At 70.2% G+C, this 23,154-nt stretch carries 21 protein-coding genes; 11 read left to right on the forward strand and 10 right to left on the reverse strand.

Features of this window, described 5'->3' with window-relative positions; translation table 11 throughout:
• Positions 1-562: 562 nt before the first annotated feature.
• The 4 genes from ACIRVH_RS10140 to ACIRVH_RS10155 all read right to left on the reverse strand — a co-directional run bounded on the left by ACIRVH_RS10140 (position 563) and on the right by ACIRVH_RS10155 (position 3,994).
• The gene (locus ACIRVH_RS10140) at positions 563-1,411 is read right to left on the reverse strand and encodes a helix-turn-helix domain-containing protein (RefSeq protein ID WP_403950404.1); all 849 of its coding nucleotides are present in this window, start codon (positions 1,409-1,411) and stop codon (positions 563-565) included.
• A gap of 15 nt (positions 1,412-1,426) precedes the next feature.
• Positions 1,427-1,951 (reverse strand): DUF6879 family protein, encoded by a 525-nt coding sequence (locus ACIRVH_RS10145; protein WP_362437865.1) that lies wholly within the window; start codon positions 1,949-1,951, stop codon positions 1,427-1,429.
• Entirely contained in the window at positions 1,923-2,165 is a 243-nt protein-coding gene (locus ACIRVH_RS10150; protein WP_362437867.1) for a hypothetical protein, read from the reverse strand. Before ACIRVH_RS10150 ends, ACIRVH_RS10145 begins: the two co-directional genes overlap by 29 nt.
• Before the next feature lie 155 nt (positions 2,166-2,320).
• On the reverse strand, positions 2,321-3,994 hold the full coding sequence (locus ACIRVH_RS10155) for a fumarate hydratase (RefSeq protein WP_403950407.1): 1,674 nt from the start codon (positions 3,992-3,994) through the stop codon (positions 2,321-2,323).
• Between the two features lie 168 nt (positions 3,995-4,162).
• On the opposite strand from ACIRVH_RS10155, the gene ACIRVH_RS10160 reads away from it, so the two are divergent.
• Together ACIRVH_RS10160 and ACIRVH_RS10165 are read left to right on the forward strand one after the other, a co-directional pair.
• Entirely contained in the window at positions 4,163-4,864 is a 702-nt protein-coding gene (locus ACIRVH_RS10160) for a DUF1707 domain-containing protein (protein ID WP_403950410.1), read from the forward strand.
• 174 nt (positions 4,865-5,038) lie between these two features.
• The gene (locus ACIRVH_RS10165) at positions 5,039-5,413 is read left to right on the forward strand and encodes a WhiB family transcriptional regulator (protein ID WP_319147745.1); all 375 of its coding nucleotides are present in this window, start codon (positions 5,039-5,041) and stop codon (positions 5,411-5,413) included.
• Positions 5,414-5,538: 125 nt separating this feature from the next.
• On the opposite strand, the gene glpX is transcribed toward ACIRVH_RS10165, so the two are convergent.
• Positions 5,539-6,573 carry a class II fructose-bisphosphatase gene (glpX, locus tag ACIRVH_RS10170; protein ID WP_403950411.1) on the reverse strand — a complete coding sequence of 345 codons (1,035 nt, stop codon included), beginning with the start codon at positions 6,571-6,573 and terminating at the stop codon, positions 5,539-5,541.
• A 126-nt stretch (positions 6,574-6,699) separates the two neighbouring features.
• Here glpX and ACIRVH_RS10175 point away from each other — a divergent pair, with 126 nt between their 5' ends.
• Positions 6,700-7,227, forward strand: a complete 528-nt coding sequence (locus ACIRVH_RS10175; RefSeq protein WP_403950414.1) for a DUF4245 domain-containing protein — start codon at positions 6,700-6,702, stop codon at positions 7,225-7,227.
• Positions 7,228-7,325: 98 nt separating this feature from the next.
• On the opposite strand, the gene ACIRVH_RS10180 is transcribed toward ACIRVH_RS10175, so the two are convergent.
• From ACIRVH_RS10180 to xseA, 3 genes are all read right to left on the reverse strand, one after another.
• Entirely contained in the window at positions 7,326-7,916 is a 591-nt protein-coding gene (locus ACIRVH_RS10180) for a malonic semialdehyde reductase (protein ID WP_403950416.1), read from the reverse strand.
• Between the two features lie 131 nt (positions 7,917-8,047).
• On the reverse strand, positions 8,048-8,272 hold the full coding sequence (locus tag ACIRVH_RS10185) for an exodeoxyribonuclease VII small subunit (RefSeq protein WP_403950418.1): 225 nt from the start codon (positions 8,270-8,272) through the stop codon (positions 8,048-8,050).
• A 16-nt stretch (positions 8,273-8,288) separates the two neighbouring features.
• The gene (xseA, locus tag ACIRVH_RS10190) at positions 8,289-9,497 is read right to left on the reverse strand and encodes an exodeoxyribonuclease VII large subunit (RefSeq protein WP_403950420.1); all 1,209 of its coding nucleotides are present in this window, start codon (positions 9,495-9,497) and stop codon (positions 8,289-8,291) included.
• Positions 9,498-9,755: 258 nt separating this feature from the next.
• On the opposite strand from xseA, the gene ACIRVH_RS10195 reads away from it, so the two are divergent.
• Both ACIRVH_RS10195 and ppgK read left to right on the forward strand, forming a co-directional pair.
• Positions 9,756-10,772 carry a 4-hydroxy-3-methylbut-2-enyl diphosphate reductase gene (locus ACIRVH_RS10195; protein WP_403950422.1) on the forward strand — a complete coding sequence of 339 codons (1,017 nt, stop codon included), beginning with the start codon at positions 9,756-9,758 and terminating at the stop codon, positions 10,770-10,772.
• Between the two features lie 52 nt (positions 10,773-10,824).
• The gene (ppgK, locus tag ACIRVH_RS10200; RefSeq protein WP_403950424.1) at positions 10,825-11,577 is read left to right on the forward strand and encodes a polyphosphate--glucose phosphotransferase; all 753 of its coding nucleotides are present in this window, start codon (positions 10,825-10,827) and stop codon (positions 11,575-11,577) included.
• 11 nt (positions 11,578-11,588) lie between these two features.
• Here the strand turns inward: ppgK and ACIRVH_RS10205 are convergent, their stop codons facing one another.
• Positions 11,589-12,140: a DUF6542 domain-containing protein gene (locus tag ACIRVH_RS10205; RefSeq protein WP_403950426.1), complete on the reverse strand. Its 552-nt coding sequence runs from the start codon at positions 12,138-12,140 to the stop codon at positions 11,589-11,591.
• Positions 12,141-12,321: 181 nt separating this feature from the next.
• On the opposite strand from ACIRVH_RS10205, the gene ychF reads away from it, so the two are divergent.
• The gene (gene ychF, locus ACIRVH_RS10210; protein WP_403950429.1) at positions 12,322-13,410 is read left to right on the forward strand and encodes a redox-regulated ATPase YchF; all 1,089 of its coding nucleotides are present in this window, start codon (positions 12,322-12,324) and stop codon (positions 13,408-13,410) included.
• 66 nt (positions 13,411-13,476) lie between these two features.
• Here ychF and ACIRVH_RS10215 read toward each other — a convergent pair whose 3' ends face one another.
• Positions 13,477-14,058, reverse strand: coding sequence for a Uma2 family endonuclease (locus ACIRVH_RS10215; RefSeq protein ID WP_403950432.1), 582 nt, complete (start codon positions 14,056-14,058; stop codon positions 13,477-13,479).
• Between the two features lie 104 nt (positions 14,059-14,162).
• On the opposite strand from ACIRVH_RS10215, the gene ACIRVH_RS10220 reads away from it, so the two are divergent.
• The 5 genes from ACIRVH_RS10220 (at position 14,163) to ACIRVH_RS10240 (ending at position 22,962) form a co-directional block, all read left to right on the forward strand.
• Positions 14,163-16,325 carry a DEAD/DEAH box helicase gene (locus ACIRVH_RS10220; RefSeq protein WP_403950434.1) on the forward strand — a complete coding sequence of 721 codons (2,163 nt, stop codon included), beginning with the start codon at positions 14,163-14,165 and terminating at the stop codon, positions 16,323-16,325.
• A gap of 267 nt (positions 16,326-16,592) precedes the next feature.
• Positions 16,593-19,583 (forward strand): BTAD domain-containing putative transcriptional regulator, encoded by a 2,991-nt coding sequence (locus tag ACIRVH_RS10225; protein WP_403950436.1) that lies wholly within the window; start codon positions 16,593-16,595, stop codon positions 19,581-19,583.
• 200 nt (positions 19,584-19,783) lie between these two features.
• Positions 19,784-20,821 carry a 2,3-diaminopropionate biosynthesis protein SbnB gene (sbnB, locus tag ACIRVH_RS10230; RefSeq protein WP_403950439.1) on the forward strand — a complete coding sequence of 346 codons (1,038 nt, stop codon included), beginning with the start codon at positions 19,784-19,786 and terminating at the stop codon, positions 20,819-20,821.
• 42 nt (positions 20,822-20,863) lie between these two features.
• A complete protein-coding gene (locus tag ACIRVH_RS10235; protein ID WP_403950442.1) occupies positions 20,864-22,378 on the forward strand; it encodes an anthranilate synthase component I family protein in 1,515 nt (504 codons plus the stop codon).
• Entirely contained in the window at positions 22,375-22,962 is a 588-nt protein-coding gene (locus ACIRVH_RS10240) for an anthranilate synthase component II (protein ID WP_403950444.1), read from the forward strand. The genes ACIRVH_RS10235 and ACIRVH_RS10240 overlap by 4 nt, the downstream gene beginning before the upstream one ends.
• Positions 22,963-23,154: the final 192 nt, after the last annotated feature.

Genomic DNA, 23,154 nt, shown 5'->3' on the forward strand with positions numbered 1-23,154 from the left:
GCGGCCAATGAATCGCCTCACCATCTCCAACCGTCGAGCTTCCCGCCCGCGCACTGCGGGCACCGAACCTTCTCCCGGTTGTTGCACGTCCAGCACCCCCCGAAGCCCGCACAGCCAGGGCACCAGACTTCGCGGTGACCGAAGCACGTACCGCAAATGGTCGCCATGGCGTTCAGCCACTCGATCATGCCGGGGGCCCTGCCCTCGTACCCAGTACGGCCTGCCCGCCGCTTCTTCGGGCGCTCCAAGGCTGTGGTCACGGTCGGCCCAAGCGGCTCTGCCGGTTGGCTTCCGCTACTCGCTCCCTCAGCGTCGGGCGGGGACTGCCGACGCCGGAATGCGGGGCCAGGTCTGCGCCTTCCGCGCTGTTCCCTAGCGGGTCGTCGGCATCTTTGAAGACCAGTAGCCGCCCGTCATCTCCGTGGTCTGCCACATCCCGGGCCAGTCGTGCTCTCGCTTCGCTCGCCATGGTCGCCCGCTCCTCGTAGCTGCGCTCCGTGGCCAACAAGCTAGGAACGGGCCACGGTTGGGCTCTACGAAGTTCTACGGAATTGCACGCGAGTTACCCGAGGGCCCCTATGGCATCGGTGATCAGGGTGCGCGCTGCGCCCCCGTAGACGGCAATCTCGGACAGCCGATCGAATGCCTCGGCGTACTGCCCGATCTCTGAGGGAGCAGTGACGTTGACAGCGGCAGTCAGTAGCTCCACCTGGGCCTGCTCGGTGTCGTAGATGCTGAACGTCTCCAGCGGCCACATGTGCCGTGAAGCCGTGAACGGCACGACTCCCAGGGATACCGCCGGAAGGGACATGATCGACAGCAGATGCCCGAGTTGCCCGGCCATGACTTCGGCGTCGCCCATGCGGTACCGCAAGACGGCTTCTTCAACGAGGATCGCGAAACGGTGGTCACCTTGGCGCAGCACGCGCGCCCGATCCATGCGGGCCGCGACGGCTTCGGCCACGTCGTTCGGGGACTGCCGGAAGTGGGTGATCTCGGAGAGCAGCGCCATAGCGTAGGCCGGGGTCTGGAGCAGCCCCGGCACAACGTTGGAACAGTAGATCCGGAAAGTCCGCGTGCGCTCGAAGAGCGGTACGTATGACTCTTGGAGTCGACGCAGTCCCGTGCGCTGTAGGCGTCGCCACTCGACATACATGGACTCAGCCGAGCGAGAAGCGGCGATCAGGTCGGCCGCTTGGCCGTCAGCTCCGCAGATACCGCACCATGCGCGGATATCAGCATCGGACGGTGACGTAACCGCGTTCTCCAGCCGACTCGCCTTGGAGGGGTGCCAGCCGGCCTGTAGGGCCACCTCCCGCGCGGTCAGCCCAGCGTCTAGGCGGACCTCCCGGAGACGTGCTGCGAGCGCCTCACGGGCAGCCTGGACGCTGGACGACGGGGAACGGGCCATTGGTGCTGTCGGGCCTCAGATCTTGTAGCGGTCGTGCGGAATGGCTCGGTCCCAGACGGCTTCGAACGCCGAGGCGCACAGCTTGACCACCTCGGGACGGTCGTCCACCTCGTCGCCGAGGTAGACACCTTCACCTGAGAAGTAGCCGAACCTCACCAACCGGTCATCGAAGCACCAGTAGTCGTTGCCCGGCAGGGCAAGGTCCGACGCGTTCCGGCGGGGAAGCCAACGGATCTGCTCACCAGCGGCGACGTTGGTAAACGTGCCGTCGTAGAGGTAGCGCGTGTACTCGCTCACGGGCTCCGAGACGATTCGGGCGCGACGGATGACCACGCCATGGGAGACGGTTTCCGACACCATGTCGAGCCACGGACGCCACCACGACGCACGGTCGTTCGGGTCGGGCCGATACCCGGCCTTCCACGCGGCCACGCGCGGAGCCTCGTCGGGGTCGTCGTAGAAGTCACGCATCTCCAGATGCACGGCGGACCGCTGACAGTTCGCCAGCAGCTCAGCGAACGGCGGTGCCGTCTGCGGCATCGCATGCCTCCCGGATGGCGGCAGCCATACGCATGGGCAGCCGGACGACGGTCTCACTGTCGGGGATGGGACCGGACTTCAGGCACTCGGCACGCGTGGCCTCGTCCACCGTCCAACCCTGCATCACGATCTCTTGCTTCTCCTCGTCAACCCACACGGTGGGGCAGTTCGCCCCATCCGTGTTCGGGTCCTTGGCGATGAACCGTAGCGACACAGCAGCCTCCCGGGCTAAGTGGGCTGCACGGACTTCTACGCAACGAACCCTCGCGACGCACGCGATGCGGCGTCAAGAGTGCGGTTTTGGCCAGGTCAGACGACAAGAGCCCCCGGCGGGTGCCGGGGGCTCCCTTCAGGCGTCGCTCCGCCGGGTCAGCCGAGGCCGGGACCCCGCACCGGGATGCTGGTGAACGTCGGCTGCTCAGGTTCCCGCGAAGTGAAGAAGTCGTTGCCCTTGTCGTCCACGACGATGAACGCCGGGAAGTCCTCGACCTCGATCTTCCAGACGGCCTCCATGCCCAGCTCCTCGTACTCGAGGACCTCGACCTTCTTGATGCAGTCCTGGGCGAGCCGGGCGGCCGGGCCGCCGATCGAGCCGAGGTAGAAGCCGCCGTGCGTGCCACACGCGTCGGTGACCTGCTTGCTGCGGTTGCCCTTGGCGAGCATCACCTTGGAGCCGCCCGCCGCCTGGAACTGCTCGACGTAGGAGTCCATGCGGCCGGCCGTGGTGGGGCCGAAGGAACCGGACGCGTAACCCTCGGGGGTCTTGGCCGGGCCCGCGTAGTAGACCGGGTGGTCCTTCAGGTACTGCGGCATCTCCTCGCCCGCGTCCAGGCGCTCCTTGATCTTGGCGTGCGCGATGTCGCGGGCCACGACCAGCGGGCCGGTCAGGGACAGCCGGGTCTTGACCGGGTACCTGGTCAGCTCGGCGAGGATCGTGTCCATCGGCTGGTTGAGGTCGATCTCGACCACGTCGGAGGACTCGTCGAGGTGGTCGTCCGTGGTCTCCGGCAGGAAGCGCGCCGGGTCCGTCTCCAGCTGCTCCAGGAACACGCCCTCGGCGGTGATCTTGGCGACGGCCTGGCGGTCGGCCGAGCAGGAGACGGCGATCGCGACCGGGCAGGAGGCGCCGTGGCGGGGCAGGCGGACCACCCGGACGTCGTGGCAGAAGTACTTGCCGCCGAACTGCGCGCCGATGCCGATCTTCTGCGTCAGCTCGAAGACCTTCTGCTCCAGCTCCTTGTCCCGGAAGCCGTGGCCCAGCTCCGAGCCCTCGGCCGGGATCTCGTCCAGGTAGTGCGCGGAGGCGTACTTCGCGGTCTTCAGCGCGTACTCGGCGCTCGTACCGCCGACGACGATCGCCAGGTGGTACGGCGGGCAGGCGGCCGTACCGAGCGAACGGATCTTCTCCTCCAGGAACTTCATCATGGAGGTCTCGTTCAGGACGGCCTTCGTCTCCTGGTACAGGAAGGACTTGTTGGCCGAGCCGCCGCCCTTCGCCATGAACAGGAACTTGTAGGCGCAGCCGTCGGTCGCGTACAGCTCGATCTGGGCCGGCAGGTTGGAGCCGGTGTTCTTCTCCTCCCACATGGTGAGCGGAGCCATCTGCGAGTAGCGCAGGTTCAGCTTGGTGTAGGCGTCGTAGATGCCGTGCGACAGGTGCTTCTCGTCCGCGCCTTCGGTGAGGACGTTCTGGCCGCGCTTGCCCATGACGATCGCCGTGCCGGTGTCCTGGCACATCGGGAGGACGCCCGCCGCCGCGATGTTCGCGTTCTTCAGCAGGTCGAGCGCGACGAACTTGTCGTTGCTCGACGCCTCCGGGTCGTCGATGATGCGGCGCAGCTGCGCCAGGTGGGCCGGGCGCAGGTAGTGCTGGATGTCGTGGACGGCCTCCGCGGCCAGCTTGCGCAGCGCCTCCGGCTCCACCTTGAGGAACGTCCGCCCGTCCGGTCCCTCGACGGTGGACACGCCCTCCGAGGTCACCAGCCGGTACGGGGTGGTGTCCTCGCCCTGGGGGAGCAGATCGGTGTACGCGAACTCAGGCATCTCAGCCCATTCCTCACTCTGACGGACGGCCGCCCGCCGACGCTGGCGGGCGTCACCAGCGTAGAACCTGCCACGGACACGGAACCTGTGAGGTAAGGCTCAGTTCCGGGACACGCGGGCGCCCCGGCCCCCTAGTCGCGATCTATCGCGTTTCGGTACGCTGCTGTCGTGGACCTTCAGAAGCACGCCCAGCCCCAGGACAGCGCGCCGCGCGTGTCCGAACTGCGCGCCTCGGACGCCGACCGTGACCGTGTCGCCGACATCCTCCGTGAGGCCCTGGCCGAGGGCCGGCTGACCGCGGACGAGCACGCCGAGCGCGTGGAGGGGGTGCTGCACGCCAAGACGGTCGGCGAGCTGGAGGTCTTCATCCGCGACCTCCCGGCCGCCCACCAGCAGCCTGCGCCCCCGGCCTACACGCCCGTCCCGCCGCGCCCCGCACCCGGCGCGATCCCCGCCGAGGCCGACGCCAACGTGGTGGCCGTCTTCAGCAGCGCGGTGCGCCGGGGCCGCTGGCGCGCGGGCCGCCGGCTGCACGCGTACTCGATCTTCGGCTCGGTCGAGATCGACCTGAGCGAGGCGATCTTCGAGTACCAGCAGGTCGTGATCAAGGCCGTCTCGGTCTTCGGCGACATCCAGATCCGCGTCCCGGAGAACGTCTCGCTGCGCGGCACGGGCGGCGGTGTACTGGGCAACTTCGAGGTGGACACGCTGGATTCGGTCGAGTCCGACGCGCCCGTGGTCTACGTCGACGGGTGGGCCGTACTCGGCAACGTCGAGGCGCGGCCCAAGCGCGGCCGGCGCGTGGCGGACATCCTCGACCGCGTCCAGGACAAGGTCGACAGGAAGCTGCGCAAACACCTGGACCGTTGACGGTCGCGAATCCGCCGGTGACCGGAGGGTCGCGGAGCCGCCGCTGAAGGTGCCCGGGGGCGTGAACAAGCCGCCGCGCGCCTGCGGTTGGAAACGCTGTGCATAGGCGCGCGCACAGCGGGTAGGCCTTGCTGCATCGTCGCTCACTCGCGAAGCCGTCGTCAGGAGTAGACCGTGCTGCAACCGCCGCATTCGTCCTTGCAGGTCGCTGCCGTTCCGGCCCAGCGGGTGCCCGCGCGCGACCGGGACCAAGACGCACCCTGGCACACCGAGGCGGTGTGCCGGCGGGACGAGGCCGGTCTCTTCTTCGCCCCGTCCAAGGAGCCGACGGCCGCCCGGCTGTCCCGCGAGGAGGCGGCCAAGCGCGTCTGTGCGCGCTGTCCGGTCATGGTCGAGTGCCGTGAACACGCCCTCCTGCAGCCCGAACCGTACGGCGTCTGGGGCGGCCTGACGGCAGCGGAACGCCGAGTGGTCCTGGCCAGGCGGCGCAGGCGCGAGGTGGAACTGAAGAAGGCGGCACGCGCGACGGCGAACCGCATAGCGGGTTGATCTTCGGCAAGGGGCGCCCCCTCCGCACCGGGGGCGCTTCCTCACCTGGGAGCGCGGGGAACTGCGCGGTCACCCACGACGGACTCGTACCCGCCGGCGAACGCGCAGCCCCCTCCCACTAGGCGCTACTTCGCCCGATCGAAGTCGATCGCGCTGTAGGCACGCAGCTTGCTGAGTCGGTGCTCGGAGTCGATCCGCCGCACGGTCCCGGACTTCGACCGCATCACGATCGAGTCGGTGGTGGCGGTCTCGGACCGGTACCGAACCCCGCGCAGCAGCTCACCGTCGGTGATGCCGGTGGCGACGAAGAAGACGTTCTCTCCCTGCACCAGGTCCTCGGTGGTCAGGACCCGGTCCAGATCGTGCCCGGCGTCGATGGCCCGCGCACGCTCCTCGGCGTCCTTGGGCCACAGCTTGCCCTGGATCGTGCCGCCCAGGCACTTCACGGCACAGGCCGAGATGATGCCCTCCGGCGTGCCGCCGATGCCGAGCAGCAGGTCGATGCCCGTGCCCTCGCGCAGCGCCAGGATGGAGCCGGCCACGTCGCCGTCGGAGATCAGCTTGATGCGCGCGCCGGCCTCCCGGACCTCCTTGATGATGCCCTCGTGCCGCGGCCGGTCCAGGATGACGACGGTGACGTCCTCGGGTGCGGACCGCTTCGCCTTGGCGATCCGGCGGATGTTCACGGCCACGGGCGCGTCGATGTCGACGAAGTCGGCGGCCTCGGGTCCCGTGACCAGCTTGTCCATGTAGAAGACGGCGGACGGGTCGAACATGGCGCCGCGCTCGGTGGCCGCGAGGACGGCGATCGCGTTCGGCATGCCCTTCGCCGTCAGCGTGGTGCCGTCGATCGGGTCGACGGCGATGTCGACCTCGGGCCCGGTGCCGTCGCCGACGCGCTCTCCGTTGAAGAGCATCGGCGCCTCGTCCTTCTCGCCCTCACCGATGACGACGATGCCGTTCATCGACACGGTGGAGACGAGGGTCCGCATGGCGCGTACCGCGGCGCCGTCGGCGCCGTTCTTGTCGCCGCGCCCGACCCAGCGGCCCGCGGCCATCGCCGCGGCTTCGGTCACCCGCACGAGTTCGAGGGCGAGGTTGCGGTCGGGGGCCTCGGAGGGGACGTCCAGCTCGGACGGCAAGTGATGATGCTCGGTCATCGGAGCGCACCTTTCTGATACGACGACGGCCGGATGAGGGTGTGTCTCCGACTCTATCGTTAGGTAGACAAAATGAGCAGGGGACCCCACGGATGAGCGCTCCGGGCACCTGCGACCATAGGGGGCGTGGCAGGTTCGAACGGCAAGCAGAAGACGGCCCGGGACATGATTCTCTCCCTGTGCCTCATCGGGATCGCGGCGGCGGTCATCTACCTCTTCGTCCCGCACGACGATCACGCGCCCGACCTCAAGCGGGTCGACTACCGGGTCGAGCTGATCACGGCGCGCCGTGCGGCGGGCTACCCGGTGGCCGCGCCGGAAGGGCTGCCCACGACCTGGAAGGCGACCTCGGTGCGCTACCAGGGCGAGGACTCCGACCGCTGGCACCTCGGTTTCCAGACCCCCGACCGGCAGTACGTGCAGGTCGAGCAGTCCACGCAGAAGAAGCGCGCCGACTTCATCGACCAGGCCAGCCAGGGTGCCTCGGCGACCAAGCGGACCGAGAAGATCGGTGACCGCACCTGGACCCGCTACACCGGCGGCCGCTACGACGCCCTGGTCCTGGAGGACACCCCCGGTTCCACCACGGTGGTCGCCGGCACGGCCTCCTTCGACCAGCTGACGAAGATGGCGGCGGCGCTGAAGATGCAGTGAGCGCGTCCGCGTGGAAGGCGCGGTGAGCGCGCGCGTGAGCGCACACGCAGGAGGCCCCCGGCGACGCTGCTGGGGGCCTCCTGCCGTACCGGGGCGACTCAGACGGTCGTGACGACGTCCTCGTACGCCAGGCGCGGCGAGCGCGGGAACCAGGCGTCCGGGCCCGGGCGGCCGATGTTGACGACCATCAGCGGGGTGTGGTCGTCGTCCAGGAACTCCTTGCGGATGCCCTCGAAGTCGAGGCCGGTCATCGGGCCGGCGGCGAGGCCGGCGGCGCGGACGCCGATGATGAAGTACGCGGCCTGCAGGGCGGCGTTCAGCCCGGCGGCGCCCTCACGGGCGGGGCGCTCGCTGAAGAACACGTCCTTGGCCTGCGGGAAGTGCGGGAAGAGGGCCGGCAGCTCCTCGTGGAACTCGTTGTCCGCGGAGAGGATCGCGACCAGCGGGGCGGTGGCGGTCTTGGCCTGGTTGCCCTCGGCCATGTGCTGCACCAGGCGCTCGCGGGCTTCGGCGGAGCGGACCAGGGTGATGCGCAGCGGGCTCTGGTTGAAGGCGGTGGGGCCGTACTTGACCAGGTCGTAGATCGCCTGGATCTGCTCGTCGGTCACCGGCTCGTCGGTGAAGGTGTTCGCGGTACGGGCCTCGCGGAACAGCAGGTCCTGGGCGGTGGGGTCAAGAACGAGAGACATGCGTGACTTCCTCGGGTGCGCGTCCGGTCCGGGGGTGTGACCGGCTGACGCACACGACCTTACGCATGCGAAGTTCAACGTTCAACAAAAAGCGGGGTGTGGTGATCCGCTTCACAGCACCCCGCTCTTGCCTACTCGCGCTCTTCCTGGGCCTCTTCCTCGGCGAGCGCCGCGTCCAGCCGGGCCCGTGCGCCCTCCAGCCAGCGCCGGCACACCTTGGCCAGCTTCTCGCCGCGCTCCCACAGCGCCAGGGACTCCTCCAGCGTCGTGCCGCCCGCCTCCAGCCGCCGCACGACCTCGATCAACTCGTCCCGCGCCTGCTCGTACGAGAGCGCCTCATCCACCTTGCTGGTCATCCACCCACCCTAGACATCAGACATCGACACGAACCGTGAACTCACCCTCGGCGACCCGCGCGCGCAGCGCCTCGCCCTCCGCGACCTCCTCCGGGTCGCGCACCACATGGCCGTCGGCCTTCTGCAGCACCGCGTAGCCGCGCTTGAGGGTCGCGGCGGGGGAGAGGGCCACCACGCGCGCGTGCGTGTGCGTCAGCTCCGAGTCGGCGCGGTCCAGGAGGTGGCCGAGGGTGCGCCGGCCGCGGTCCAGCAGAGAGACCACGTGGTCGGCGCGCTCGTCGATCATCCGGTGCGGATCCTCGATCGAGGGCCGCGCCAGCGCGTGCGCCAGGCCCCGCTGCTCCCGCTCCACGAACGCCTCCACGCACCGCCGCGCCCGGTCCCGCAGCATCCGCACCCGCTCGAACTCCTCGCCGACGTCCGGTACGACCTTCTTGGCCGCGTCGGTCGGCGTGGAGGCGCGCAGGTCGGCGACGTGGTCGAGCAGCGGGTTGTCCGGCTCGTGCCCGATCGCCGACACGACGGGCGTACGGCACTGGGCCACCGCCCGCACGAGCTGCTCGTCGGAGAACGGCAGCAGGTCCTCCACGCTGCCGCCGCCCCGAGCCACGATGATCACGTCCACGTCCTCGATCGCGTCCAGCTCCTTCACGGCCTGCACGACCTGCGGGACGGCGTGCACGCCCTGCACGGGCACGTTGCGCACCTCGAAGCGGACGGCGGGCCAGCGGTGGCGGGCGTTCTCCAGCACGTCCCGCTCCGCGGCGGAGGCACGGCCGCAGACCAGCCCGATCAGCTGAGGCAGGAAGGGCAGCGGCTTCTTCCGCTCCGGCGCGAACAGCCCCTCGGCCGCGAGCGTCTTCTTCAGCTGCTCGAGGCGGGCCAGCAGTTCACCGACGCCCACGGGCCTTATCTCGGCGGCCCGCAGCGAGAGCTGCCCGCGCGGTGCGTACCACTCCGGTTTCGCCAGGACGACCACACGGGCGCCCTCTCCGACGACGTCGGCGACCGCGTCGAACACCTGCCGGTAGCAGGTCACGCTCACGGAGATGTCGTGCGACGGATCCCGCAGGGTCAGGAACACGACCCCGGCACCGGGCCGCCGCGACAACTGCGTGATCTGCCCCTCGACCCACACGGCCCCGAGCCGATCGATCCAGCCCCCGATCAGCCGCGAGACCTCACCGACGGGGATCGGCGCTTCGGGCGACGTGTTCACAGCCATGCGGCGAGCGTAACGGTCCCCTCCGACACCGGACTCCGAAGCGCCGTCAGGGTGCGGACCGTCGCCGACCGCGGGCCCGTCGTGGCTGGTCGCGCAGTTCCCCGCGCCCCCGGGGAGTCGCAGCCCCGTGGGCCGCATACCTTCCGTAGCTGCGGGCAGTCGTGCCGCCAGGGCGGCACGGGGTGTCGGACACGGGGACCGGTATTCCCCCGAAGGGGACGGGTACGCGATCTCCGGCCCGCCGAACGCACCCTTACGATGGGTCCCATGACCGCTTCGCCTGGCCGCCGTGTCCTGCTCGCCGCCCCCCGGGGCTACTGCGCCGGTGTGGACCGCGCCGTGATCGCCGTCGAGAAGGCCCTGGAACAGTACGGGGCCCCGATCTACGTCCGGCACGAGATCGTCCACAACAAGTACGTCGTGCAGACCCTGGAGAAGAAGGGCGCCGTCTTCGTCGAGCGGACGGAGGAGGTGCCGCCGGGCAACATCGTGATGTTCTCGGCGCACGGAGTCGCCCCGGTCGTGCACGACGAAGCCAGGCAGGGCCGCCTCGCCACCATCGACGCGACCTGCCCGCTGGTCACCAAGGTCCACAAGGAAGCCGTCCGCTACGCGGGCGAGGACTACGACATCCTCCTGATCGGCCACGAGGGCCACGAGGAGGTCATCGGCACCTCCGGCGAGGCCCCCGACCACATCCAGCTGGTCGACGGCCCCGAGGACGTCGCCAAGGTCACCGTCCGCGACGAGTCGAAGGTCGTCTGGCTGTCCCAGACCACCCTCTCCGTGGACGAGACCATGGAGACCGTCGACGCCCTGAAGACGAAGTTCCCGGGGCTCGTCTCCCCGCCGAGCGACGACATCTGCTACGCCACCCAGAACCGGCAGCTCGCCGTGAAGCAGATGGGCGCCGAGGCCGAACTGGTCATCGTGGTCGGCTCGCGCAACTCCTCCAACTCCAAGCGGCTCGTCGAGGTCGCCAAGCTCGCCGGCTCCCGCGAGGCCTACCTGGTGGACTTCGCCGGCGAGATCGACGAGGCCTGGCTGGAGGGCGTCACCACGGTCGGCGTCACCTCCGGCGCCTCCGTCCCCGAGGTCCTGGTCGAGGAGGTCCTGCAGTGGCTCGCCGAGCGGGGCTACGGCGACGTCGAGATCGTCAAGGCGGCCGAGGAGTCGATCACCTTCTCGCTGCCCAAGGAGCTCCGTCGTGACCTGCGCGACGAGGCGGCCGCCCTGGTCGCCGAGCGCGGCGGATCGGGTACGTCTGACGCGTGACCGTCCGTCCGTCCGGGGCGTGACTGTCAGTCGTCCGTCGTAACGTGGGGCCATGCAGATCTTCGGCGTGGACATCGGCGGATCCGGGATCAAGGGCGCTCCCGTGGACCTGGCCAAGGGCGACCTGGCCCAGGAGCGGTGCAAGGTGCTCACCCCGCACCCGGCGACGCCCGAGGGCGTGGCCGACGGGGTGAAGCAGGTCGTCGACCACTTCGGCTGGACGGGCCCGGTGGGCCTGACCTTCCCCGGAGTGGTCTCCGGCGGTGCCACGGTCCGTACGGCGGCCAACGTCGACAAGAGCTGGATCGACACGGACGCGCGCGCCCTGTTCAGCGGCCGGCTGGGCGGCCTGCCGGTGACCGTGGTCAACGACGCGGACGCGGCGGGCGTCGCCGAGATGCAGTTCGGCGCCGGCCAGGGCCGCGAGGGCACGGTCATCCTGCTCACCTTCGGCACCGGCATCGGCAGCGCCGTCTTCATGGACGGCGCTCTCGTGCCCAACACCGAGCTGGGCCACCTGGAGCTGAACGGCCACGACGCCGAGACGCGGGCCTCCAGCAAGGCCAAGGAGGACGGCGAGCTGAGCTGGGAGCGCTGGGCCCGCCGGGTGCAGAAGTACCTCGCGCACGTCGAGATGCTCTTCTCGCCCGAGCTGTTCATCATCGGCGGCGGGGTGAGCCGCAAGGCGGACAAGTTCCTGCACCTCATCGACGGCGTCAGGGCCGAGATCGTGCCCGCCCAGCTGCAGAACAACGCGGGGATCGTCGGAGCGGCGATGCGCGCGGCGCACGACCACGCGGGATAGCGCAGCGGTGCTCAGGTGCGGTGCCTGCGGGCCCGCACCCGCAGCACCCGGCGTACGAGCACGATCACTCCCGCGACCAGCGTCCCCCCGTACAGCCAGCCCGCCTGCGTGGCGAGCCCGGTGACCAGCCCCATCAGCCGGCCGAGCAGCCCCCCGCTGCCGTCGACGGCGGGGAAGAGACCCACGGCGAAGGCGATCGGTACGACGACGGGTGCGGTGAGCAGATCACTGCCGCGCACCCACAGGGCGGTCAGCGCGCACACCGGCAGGAACAGCACGCCGTACAACGTCAGCGACGCACCGAACAGCAGCTGGTCCAGCAAGCCGAGCAGGAACATCACGACCGTGCAGAACAGCCCCCCGCCGAGCCCGGTGAGCCGCGGTCCCGGCAGCCGGCCGGGGGACACCGCCGGCCGGGCGGTCCGGGCCGGCCGCGGGCCCCGCTGCGCACCCGGCGCGGGCCTGCGCGCACCGGCCCGCCGCCGTGCCTGCGGTGGCAGCGGCGCGCGGGGTGTGCCACGGCGTGGTCCGTCGTTCGGGGGTCGTGTCCTGTGATACTCCACTGGACCAACCTAGGTCGGTTAATGTGCCGAATCGCCCCTCAGACACGCCGATGAGGAGAGCTTGGCCAGGCGTTCGACGCTCCAGTGAGTCCGCCGCCGTCGACGCCGTAGACTGGTGGATCGGCCAGTGTCTCTGGCCCCTGGCAGCCCCTGGCCCCTCTCATCTACGGGAAGTCGTAACGTGTCGCTCACGATCGGAATCGTCGGCCTGCCGAATGTCGGCAAGTCGACCCTGTTCAACGCCCTGACCAAGAACGACGTGCTGGCGGCCAACTACCCGTTCGCCACGATCGAGCCCAACGTGGGTGTGGTCGGCGTCCCCGACGCCCGCCTGGCCAAGCTGGCGTCGATCTTCGGCTCCGAGCGCATCCTTCCGGCCACGGTCGACTTCGTCGACATCGCCGGCATCGTGCGCGGCGCCTCCGAGGGCGAGGGCCTGGGCAACAAGTTCCTCGCGAACATCCGTGAGTCCGACGCGATCTGCCAGGTCATCCGTGCCTTCAAGGACGAGAACGTCGTGCACGTCGACGGCAAGGTCTCGCCGAAGGACGACATCGAGACGATCAACACCGAGCTGATCCTCGCCGACCTCCAGACCATCGAGAAGGTCCTGCCGCGCCTGCAGAAGGAGTCGCGGATCAAGAAGGACGTCGCGCCCAAGGTCAAGGCCGTCGAGGAGGCCAAGGAGATCCTGGAGAAGGGCGACACGCTCTTCGCGCACGGCATCGTCCAGGGCACCGAGCGCAACGAGCTGCTGCACGACCTGCACCTGCTCACGACGAAGCCCTTCCTCTACGTCTTCAACGTCGACGAGGACGAGCTGGTCGACGAGGACTTCAAGAACGAGCAGCGCGCCCTGGTCGCCCCGGCCGAGGCGATCTTCCTCAACGCCAAGCTGGAGCAGGACCTCGCCGAGCTGGACGAGGACGAGGCCCTGGAGCTGCTGGAGTCCGTCGGCCAGCACGAGCCGGGCCTGGCCACCCTCGCCCGCGTCGGCTTCAACACTCTCGGCCTGCAGACCTACCTGACGGCCGGCCCCAAGGAGTCCCGCGCCTGGACGATCAAGAAGGGCGCCACGGCCCCCGAGGCCGCCGGTGTGATCCACACCGACTTCCAGAAGGGCTTCATCAAGGCCGAGGTCATCTCCTTCGGCGACCTGGTGGAAACGGGCTCGGTCACCGAGGCCCGCGCCAAGGGCAAGGCCCGCATGGAGGGCAAGGAGTACGTGATGCAGGACGGCGACGTGGTGGAGTTCCGCTTCAACGTCTGATCACCCCAGCACAGAAGGGGTCGGGCTCAGCAGAGCCCGACCCCTTCCGCGTTCCTGCGCCGACGTCTACACGTGCCGGGGTGGGGTGAGCTTGTCGAGGTTCAGGTTGATCTCGAAGGGCACGGAGCGCTGGAGAGTGCCTCGGAAGATACCGGCGGGGGCATATGCGCCAGTCGGTTCGTCGAGCTCGTAGGCGTGGACGACGGGGGCGCCATTGTCGTCCTCGATGCACCAGTAGTGCGGGATGCCTGCTTCCGCGTACTTACGGAGCTTGACCGTGCGGTCCCGGTGCGCGGACTCGGGTGAGACGACCTCAATGACAAGTCGTACCTCTTCCGGTGTGAACCAGGTGCGGTCGCCGTCATAGTCGGCTGTCGTCAACAGCAGGTCCGGTTCCGGTCGGTTTCGTTCGTCGAGCTTTATGGTCATCTCGCGGCCGACTCTGACATCGGCGGGCACCTGCTCCATGAGGGCGACGGTGAGCATGGTGACGAGGTGGCCGTGCCACCATCGCTGGGGCGACATCATGAAGACGAGAGCTCCGTCGATCAGCTCGGTATGGCGGGGTGCCTCGGGGAGGCGGTCCAGGTCCTCCGCGAACCAGCCTTCCTCGCGCGGTGGGCGCATCCAGTCGGGCAGTGCGGTCATGGCACCACGGTAGCGACTGGGCGGGGCCCGGGCCACGAGATCGTCGGCAGGGCCACCACCCGTCGGTGGGAGGATGCCCGGACGGTGTGAGAAGGGCGGGGCGTGTGGGGCGGGGCGAGCGGGATGTGGTTGCGGGTGGGGCGCGGCTGTACGCGGCGGCGCAGTCGGTGGCCGGTGACCACGGCAGGGTGGTCGAGGCGGTACGGGCGGCGCTGAAGCCGATCCTCGACGAGGCGGTGGGACGGGAGCTCGACGCCATCCCCGTCGCCCGGCTGCAGGACGTCACCGAGGGACGTCTGCGGCTGGGAAATGTCGAGAAGAGCGGACTGCGTACGGTGGGGCAGGTCCTGGAAGCAGGCCCCTACCGGTTGCGGCAGATTCCCGGGGTCGGCCAGCGGACCGTCGACCAGATCCTTGCCGCCGCCCGCCGGCTTTCCGAGGCCGCACACGAGACCGTCGCCGTCCACATCGACGTGGACCGGCCGGAGCCGAGGACCACCGCCCTCGTCCTGGCTCTGCACGTGCTGGTCGAGGCCGGCCCGGACGCCCGGCGCGCGGTCGACGCGGCCGCCGGACTGTCGAGACGCCTCGGGCCGTTGCTGGCCGACGCCCGGCCCGCCGCCGGACGGTTCCGGATGCTGCTGGCCGGCCGGGACAAGAAGGACCGTGCGCTGGCGGCGGTCGCGGAGATCCGGACGCTGGTGCAGCAGGCGGAGCAGGCGGGCCTGCCCGGGCTGTTCGCCCAGGCCTCGGTGGATCTGCTGCGCGGGCCTGCCACCGATGTCGCGGCCTGGGTCGACTTCGAGCTTCGCTCCGCCGAGTACTACAGCCTGCTCGCCGAGATCTCCGCAGGTGTGCCCGACGCGGCGAAAGCCGAGGGGTTCCTGCCGGACGAGATCGCCGAGCACATCCGGAGCCAGCATCTGGACGACTCCCACCGGCGGGTTTCCCTGCGCGGCTACCAGGAGTTCGGCGCGCGGTTCGCCCTCGCCCGGCGCAAGGTGATCCTCGGCGACGAGATGGGTCTGGGCAAGACCATTCAGGCGATAGCCGCGCTGACGCACCTGGCCGCCGAGGGCCACAGCCACTTCATGGTGGTGTGCCCGACGAGCGTCCTGGTGAACTGGACACGGGAGATCGAGGCCCGCAGCACCCTGCGCGGCATGCTGCTGCACGGACCCGACCGGCACGATGCGTTCGCCGACTGGAAGGGGCGGGGCGGGGTCGGTGTGACCACGTTCGACGCGCTGCGTGGCTTCCCCGCGCCGGGCGGCGGAGAAGTCGGGATGCTCGTGGTCGACGAAGCGCACTCCGTGAAGAACCCGAAGGCCAAGCGGACCCAGGCGGTCGCCCTGTGGACGGAGCGTTGCGAGCGCGCCCTCTTCATGACCGGTACCCCGATGGAGAACCGGGTCGCCGAGTTCCGCAACCTGGTCGGGATGCTCGATCGCGGCGTCGCTCAGTCCCTCGGCGAGCGGGACGCGCTCGCCGGGTCGGTCGCCTTCCGCAAGGCTGTCGCCCCGGTGTATCTGCGGCGCAACCAGGAGGACGTGCTGACGGAGCTGCCCAGCCTCCAGCGGATCGACGAGTGGGAGGAGTTGAGCGCCTCGGACGAGGAGGCCTACCGCGAAGCCGTCCGCGCAGGCAACTTCATGGCGATGCGCAGGGCCGCGTACCTGCGCCCCGAGAGGTCGGCCAAGCTGAACCGCCTTCGGGAGATCGTCCAGGAGGCCGGCGAGAACGGCCAGAAGACGGTGGTCTTCTCCAACTTCAAGGACGTGCTGGGCGTGGTGCGGGAAGCGCTCGCCGCGGGTCCCGGCGGCACCCCCGTGTTCGGTCCGCTCACGGGGGGTGTCCCGGCCGGGCAACGGCAGCGTGTCGTCGACGACTTCACGGCGGTCGCGGGTCCGGCGGTGCTGCTGGCGCAGATCCAGGCAGCGGGCGTCGGCCTCAACATGCAGGCCGCCTCCGTCGTGGTCATCTGCGAACCTCAGATCAAGCCGACCATCGAGCACCAGGCGGTGGCCCGGGCCCACCGCATGGGCCAGGTCAGGTCGGTCCGGGTGCACCGCCTGCTGGCCACCGGCGGGGTGGACGAACGCCTGGTGAAGATGCTGGAGAACAAGACCCGCCTGTTCGACGCCTACGCCCGCCGCAGCGCCGTGGCGGAAGCCACCCCGGACGCGGTCGACGTGTCGGACACCGAGATCGCCCGCCGGATCGTGGAGGAGGAACAGGCCCGCCTGGATGCCCATTTCCGGCAGTGAACCCCCGCGCGGCGTGTCGTGGAACTTGCGCGGAGGGTCGGCACGTTCGCACAATGGGTCGAAACGGGGGAGGTCTTGAGATGCGAATTCGCATTCCTGAAATGCGTGCTCTCGGCAAGTAAAAGGGGAATCACAGATTTCGCGGTGACGTACCCGGTGAAAAGGGCGGCCGGTGAAATCGATGGGGGGCAAGTTCACTTTCTCGGGTATTCTCGTCCGTTGGGCCACCTGACGGGACGTAGGGATGGAAGTTCTGGGGGAACATCCGTGGGCGAGCGGCTCAGGTTCGAGGTACTCGGGCCCGTGACGGTGACGTCACATGGCCGAAGTCTGCCGATCGGCGGTGCGCGTCAGCGAACGGTGCTCGCTCTGCTGCTGCTCAACTCGGGCCGGATCGTCCCGGTGGACACCCTCGTGGACGCCGTGTGGAACGACCACCCGCCGGCCACCGCCCGCACCCAGATCGCCATCGTGATCGCCGCACTGCGCAAGACGTTCAAGAGCCAGGGCGCGGCCGAGGACACCATCGTCACCGCCCACCCCGGCTATCTGCTCAGACCCGACGGCCACTCGGTGGACGTCCTGGAGTTCACCCGGCTGGTGAAGACCGCCGAGACCGCCGTGCAGCAGGGCCGGCTCCCCGAGGCCGCCGGGGCCTACACCCAGGCCCTCGCGTTATGGCGGGGTCCCGCCTTCGCCGGCATCTCCAGCTCCCTGGTCGAGGACGAGGCCGCCCGCCTGGAGGGCCACCGCCTCAACGCCTACGACGACGCCACCGCCGTCCAGCTGGAACTGGGCAACCACCACGACCTGGTGCCCGAACTCACCTCCGTGGTCCGTGAACAGCCGCTGCGGGAGCGGACCCGGCACCATCTGATGCTCGCCCAGTACCGATCCGGCCGGCGGGCCGAGGCGATGGCCACCTTCCGGGAGGCACGCGCCCAGTTCATCGAGGAACTGGGCATGGAACCGGGCCCGGACCTGCAAGGGCTGCACGACGCGATCCTGCGCGACGACCCGTCGCTGGCGCCCGCACCGGCCGTACCGGCGAGCGACGCGCTGCGCGCCGACACCCTCGTCGTCCCCTCCGAACTCCCGCCGGACGTCCCCGGCTTCACCGGGCGTCAAGTGGAACTCGCGTTATTGGACACGCTGGTCGCGAGCCGCGACCGGCAGCACGGGCCCGCCATCGGGCTGATCACGGGCATCGCCGGCGTCGGCAAGACCGGCCTCGCCGTGCGCTGGTCGCACCGCGCCGCCCAGCACTTCCCGGACGGCCGCCTCTTCGCCGACCTGCGCGGCTACGACGAACACCACGAGCCGACCCCGGCCCGTGACGCGATGAGCAGGTTCCTGCGCTCGCTCGGGGTGCCCAGCGACCAGATCCCCACCGAGACCGAGGACCTCGTCGCGCTCTACCGCAGCGTGCTCGCCGAGCGGCAGGTGCTGCTGGTGCTCGACAACGTCCGCTCCTTCGCCCAGATCCAGCCCCTGCTGCCGGGCAGCGGCGGCTGCGCCGTGCTGGTGACCAGCAGGGAGCAGCTGGAGGAGCTGGTCACCTGGCCGCAGGACGCCCGGGTCCACCTCGGGGTGCTGCCCGGGGACGACGCCGTGGAGCTGCTCGGGCGGATCGTCGGCGAGGAGCGCATCGACTCCGCCCGCGCCGACACGCGGCGTCTCGCCGACCTGTGCGACCGGCTGCCGCTGGCGCTGCGCATCGCCGCCGCCCGGCTCGCCTCCAAACCGCACTGGACCGTACGGCACCTGGTGACCCGGCTGGGCGACGAGCGGCGCCGGCTGGACGAGCTGAGCCAGGGCGCGGCGCAGGTGCGGGCCAGCTTCGAGCTGTCGTACCGCTATCTCCCGGACGACACGGCCCGGCTCTACCGGCGCCTCGGTCTGCTGGACGTACCGGACTTCGCCGCCTGGGTGGGCGGCGCGCTGCTCGACGTCGACGTGCTGGACGCCGAGCGGCTCATGGAGGATCTGGTCGACGCGCAGTTCCTGGAGGTCGTCGGGGTCGACGCGACCGGTCGGCTGCGCTACCGGCTGCAGAACCTGATGCGGCTGTACGCCCGCGAACGGGCCCAGGCCGAGGAGCCCGAGCCGGAGCAGCGCGTCGCCCGGGAGCGGGCGTTCCGCACCTGGCTGGCCCTCGCCGAGGAGGCCCACCGGCGGGAGTACGGCGGCCACTTCAGCGTGGTGCACAGCCCCGCGTCCCGCCGCCCCCTCGACCGTATCCACACCGACGAGCTGCTCTCCTCGCCGCTGGAGTGGCTGGAGGCCGAGCGGCTGTCGCTGGTGGCCGCGGTGGCGCAGGCGGCGGAGCTGGAGATGGAGGACCTCGCCTGGGACCTGACGGTGTCCGCCGCCGTGCTCTTCGAGACCCGGCACTATCTGGAGGACTGGCGGGAGTGTGCCGAGGTCGCGCTGGAGGCGGCCCGGCGCGGCGGCAACCTGCTCGGCCAGGCGGCCATGCTGCACCAGCTCGGCGGGGTCGCCCAGTCCTACCGGCGGCTGGCCGAGGCGCACGCCCGGTACACCGAGGCGATGGAGCTGTTCGAGGAGGCCGGGGAGCCGCACGGGCAGGCGCTGAACCTGCGGAACCTGTCGATCCTGGAGCGGTTCAGCGGCGACCTCGACCTCGCCATGACCCGGCTGGAGCGTGCGGGCGACATCTTCCGCACGGTCGGCGACGTCTCCTCCGAGGCGCACGCGCTGGACAACATGGCCCAGATAGAGCTGGAGCGGGGCAACACCGAGCTGGCGATGAAGCTGGGGGTCGAGGCCGTGCGGATCATGGAGTCGATCGACCGGGGCAGCAAGCGGGGCGTCGCACAGACCATCCACCGGCTCGGCCGGGTGCATCTGGCCCGCTCCGATTTCCCGAAAGCAGAAGAAGCGTTTCTGCAGGTGATCGAGCTGGTTCAGGCCAAATCGGATCTGGTCGGTCTCGCCTACGCCCTGCTCGGTCTCGGCGAGGCCCGGCTCGGCGCGGGTGACGTGGACGCCGCCGAGGCGACCCTCTCGGAGGCCCTGGACGTCGTCGAACGCATCGACAGCCCGCTCGTCGACGGCCAGATCAACCTCGTTCTCGGTGAGGCCCGCTCCCGCCAGGGCCGGCTCGACTCCGCCCGGGAGCGGGCGAGCGCGGCCCACGCCGTGTTCCTGCGCACGGGTTCGCCCCGGTGGCGCGCGCAGGCCGAGCGGCTGCTGTCCCGGCTGGACGAGCAGCCGGGCCGGAACGCCTCCGGCTGACAGTCGTCCCGTGTACGTCCTGTACCGCGTAATGCCGCACGTCCAGATCGGCCGCACGTCCTGCACCGCGTACCGCAGCACGTCCTGTTCCGCAGCACGTCCAGTACCGCAGCACGTGATGTAGACGCCCAATAATCAGCCGATAAGCGACGTGCCTACTTTCGGCTGGGACAGACGTCAGCCGAAGTGTGGAGTACAAGATGCCGCCCGTTGCCAAGGCGCCTTCCTTCGCGGTGATTTCCGGGGCCCAGGTCCACCGGGTACTCGACGGCCGGTACCGGGAGGTGGTGGGCCTGATCGAAACGGCGTACCGCGTCCACGGCGCCGGTGACACCGTCAATCCGCCGTCCTATTTCCTGCGCTTTCCCGACCGCCCGGCCTCCCGGATCATCGCCCTGCCCGCGTCGATCGGCGGCGAGGTCCGCGTCGACGGGCTGAAGTGGATCTCCAGCTTCCCCGAGAACGTGGCCGCCGGACTGCCGCGCGCCTCCGCCGTGCTGATCCTCAACGACCACGACACCGGCTATCCGCTGGCCTGTCTGGAGAGCTCCATCATCAGCGCGGCCCGTACGGCGGCCTCGGCGGCGCTGGCCGCGGACGCGCTGAGCCGGGGACGGGGCGAGCGGCCCCGGCGGATCGGGTTCGTCGGCACCGGACTCATCGCCCGCTACGTCCATCAGTACCTGGCCGGTACGGGCTGGCGGTTCGACGAGATCGGTGTGCACGACCTGTCGGCCGAGCACGCGGCCGGATTCGCCGGCTACCTGGAGGGCGCGGCGGACGGCGGCCGGGTCACCGTGCACGAGAAGGCCGAGGACCTGGTCCGCGGCAGCGACCTGATCGTCTTCGCCACCATCGCCGGTACCCCCCACATCACCGACCCCGGCTGGTTCGGTCACCACCCGCTGGTGCTGCATGTATCGCTGCGCGACCTCGCGCCCGAGGTGATCCTCACCGGCGCCAACTTCGTCGACGACATCGAGCACTGCCTGAAGGCCGACACCTCCCCGCACCTGGCCGAACAGCTCACCGGCGGCCGGGAGTTCATCGACGGCACCCTGTGCGACGTCCTCACCGGCGAGCGGGCCGTACCCGCCGACCGGCCGGTGTTCTTCTCCCCGTTCGGCCTCGGCGTGCTGGACCTCGCGCTCGGCAAGCACGTGTACGACACCCTGCACGCCTCCGGCGAACTCTCCGTCCAGCCCGACTTCTTCCACGAGCTGCGCCGCTACGGCTGAGCGCACTCCTGACCGGACCACCCCGAGGAAGGGGCCCCACCCGTGACCACCCTGCTCGACCCACCGCCCCACGCGGCCGGCACCCGGCGCCGGCCCGTTGCCGTCCGCGTCGACGAGACCCCGCTGCCCCCGCACGACCCGCTCGCCCTGTACGACACCCTGCGCGAACGCCTCGGTGACGGCGAGGTGTTCCTCCTGGAGAGCCTGGAGGCGCCCGAACTGGAGGGCGGGGACTCCCTCGTCGGCCACGGCCGGCTCGCCGAACTCCAGGTGCACGCCGACCGGGTCACGGTCGACGGCATCGCCCCGGTGGTGGACGCGCTGCTCACCGCCGCCGACGCCCTGGACCTCGCCCCGCTGCCGGGCGGGGCCCGGGCGCTCGCCTCCGACGACCAGGTGTGGGAGCTGCTGCGGGCCGCCGAGCGCGCCTTCGCTGTCGAGACCGCGGTCCCCGCGGACACCTATGCCTTCGGGTTCCTCGCCACCGTCGGCTACGGCGCCGCCTGGCACATGGAGCGGCTGCCGCGGCGCACCGCCGACGGCGGACCCGACCTGGTGCTCACCCTGTTCCGCGAGGTCGTCCACTACGACGGTGCCGCCGGCACGGTCGCGCTGCGCACCGCGCACAGCGAGGACTTCCCGCCCGCCGATCCCGGCACGGTCGTGGCGGCCGTCGCCGGGCTGCGGGCGGTGCCCGGTGCCGTACCCGAGGCGCCCGCGCCGCACGCGGTGCACGACAGCACCAACGAGGAAGCGTTTCTGGAGAACGTCGAACGCTGCCTCGGGCACATCCGGGTCGGGGACATCTACCAGATCCAGATCGGCCATCGCATCGACGTCACCAGCGACCTGGCCCCGCTCGACGTCTACCGGCGGCTGAGGCACCGCAACCCGTCCCCGCACATGTACCTCGTGCCGCGCGGCGGGACCACCCTCATCGGCGCCAGCCCCGAGGTGCTGTTCGCCACCCGCGGCGACCGGATCGTGATGCGGCCCATCGCCGGCACCACCCCGCGCAGCGGCGACCCGGCCGTCGACGGCCCCCGCGTCGCCGCCCTGCGGGCCAGCGAGAAGGAGCGCGCCGAGCACGTGATGCTGGTCGACCTGTGCCGCAACGACATCGGCCGGGTGTCCCGGCCGGGCACGCTGGCCGTGGAGCGGCTGATGACGGTCGAGACGTACTCGCACGTCTTCCATCTGGTCTCCAGCGTCGAGGGGCGGCTCGCGCCCGGCGAGGACACCTGGTCCGCGCTGCGCGCCACCTTCCCGGCCGGCACGGTCACCGGCGCGCCGAAGATCCGCGCCATGGAGATCATCGAGGAGCTGGAGAGCGAGCCGCGGCGCATGTACGCAGGCGCCGTCGGCCTGGTCGACGTACGCGGCTGGTCCAGGCTCGCGCTGTGCATCCGTACCGTCGCCCACGACGGGACGACGTACTCCACACAGGCGTGCGCGGGCATCGTCGCCGACTCCGACCCGCAGGCGGAGTGGCGCGAGACGCTGCACAAGATGGGCGCCGCCTACTGGGCGCTGACCGGTGAGGAGCTGCTGCCGTGAACGTCCTGCTCGTAGACGCCTACGACAGTTTCACCCACATCATCGACCAGTACCTGCGCACCCTCGGCGCCCGCACCGAGGTGGTGCGCTCGGGTACCCGTACACCGGAGCAGCTGCTGGCCGGGGTACCGGACGCGGTGGTCCTCGGACCGGGGCCCGGGCATCCGGCCGACTCCGGGCACGTGGAACTCGTGCACGCCTTCGCCGGGCGGGTGCCGCTGCTCGGCATCTGCCTGGGCCACCAGGCCATCGGGCTCGCCTACGGGGCCGAGGTGGCCGTCGCCGAGCGGCTCAAGCACGGCAAGACCAGCCCGGTCACCCATGACGGGGCCGGGGTGTTCACCGGGCTCGGCACCGAGGTGACCGCCACCCGGTATCACTCGCTGATCGTCGCCGAGCCGCTGCCCGAGGAGCTGACGGTGACCGCGCGGGCCGTGGACGACGGGTATGTCATGGGACTCCGACACCGGCAACTGCCCGTCGAGGGCGTCCAGTTCCATCCCGAGTCGGTGACCACGCTCGGCGGGCTGCGGCTGCTGGAGAACTTTCTGAGGGGTGCGGCGACGGTGGAGCGGGTCGCTTGACGAGCGGAATTAACGGCACCGTGTGCGGAATTACCCGTACCGGTGCCGATTCCACTTCCGGGGTATCGGAATTCAATGGTCCGTATTCTCGTGGACCGCCTCTGACCTGCATGTATATCGTCGTTATCGCCGGGTGTGCGGGGGCGAAGCTCGGCCGATAATAAAGCGAAGCGGCACCCCCATAGATTTCTT

Origin of the sequence: Streptomyces sp. NPDC101165 (genome assembly GCF_044768135.1) — a bacterium.
GTDB lineage: Bacteria > Actinomycetota > Actinomycetes > Streptomycetales > Streptomycetaceae > Streptomyces.